Origin of the sequence: Streptomyces bobili, assembly GCF_002154575.1 — a bacterium.
GTDB lineage: Bacteria > Actinomycetota > Actinomycetes > Streptomycetales > Streptomycetaceae > Streptomyces > Streptomyces bobili.
This window is the reverse complement of sequence record NZ_MUBA01000818.1, coordinates 1-897: the sequence shown is the minus strand read 5'-3', so window position 1 is coordinate 897 and position 897 is coordinate 1. Positions and strand designations below refer to the sequence as shown.

Genomic DNA, 897 nt, shown 5'->3' with positions numbered 1-897 from the left:
CGGCGCGGACGCCGGCGACTCCCTCCTCACGCTCGGCGGCGGATCGCTGCAGGCGATGAGTCTGATGACCGAACTCGCGGCGGAGTTCGGCGCCACACCCGGCATCGACCGCGTGCTCGACGGAGCGACCGTGGAGCAACTGGCCGCGGATCTGCGGGCCGGTGACTGGTTCGCCGACGCCGCACCCGAACAGCCGCACCCGCCCCACACGCCGGACATCGCCGAGGAGATCCCGGCCTCTCCCGTCCAGCAGGAGATCTGGCTGGCCGACTACTGGCTGGACGAACCCGCCGCCTACAACGTGGCCGTCGTCCTCGACGCGGAGGGTGCCCTCGACCCGGGCCGGGTGCGCCATGCCCTGGAGCGGACCGTCGCCCGGCATCCCGCCCTGCGCTCGGTCCTGCGCCGCCGCAGCGACCGCATCCTCGTCCACACCCTGGACGACCGCCAGGCCCCCCTGGAGATCCACCGCGTCGGACCACAGGAGGCCGCCGCCACGGAACGGGCCTTCGTGGACCGCCCGTTCGACCTCGGGNNNNGCGCCCCGCCGACACCGTCACGCTCGACCATTGGAGGAGAACGCTCTCCGGCGTCACCTCGGGCCACCTCACCTGGCTCCAGCGCGAGGACGCGAGCCCGTCCGGACAGGTCGTACGGCGTCGGCTCGACCTCCCGCCCGCCCTGCTGGACGCGCGGCACAACACGTCCGAAGGGACGTCCTTCGCCAGGACGCTGGGTTCCTTCGCGCACGCCGCGCAGGCGGCCGGGGCACCTGACACGTTCGTCGTCGGCGTCGTGACGACCCGCCGCACGCCGGGCGCTTCTCCCCTCGTCGGCTGCCACCTGGGGTTGCTGCCACTGCTGTTGAAGCCCGGCGCCACGGTGTCCGACACCGTG

Annotated in this window: 1 protein-coding gene; it reads left to right on the top strand. The window is 73.5% G+C overall.

The features are described from left to right. Positions 1 to 55: 55 nt before the first annotated feature. Positions 56 to 799: a condensation domain-containing protein gene (locus tag BZL64_RS37910; RefSeq protein WP_086773478.1), complete on the top strand. Its 744-nt coding sequence runs from the start codon at positions 56 to 58 to the stop codon at positions 797 to 799. Positions 800 to 897 lie beyond the last annotated feature (98 nt).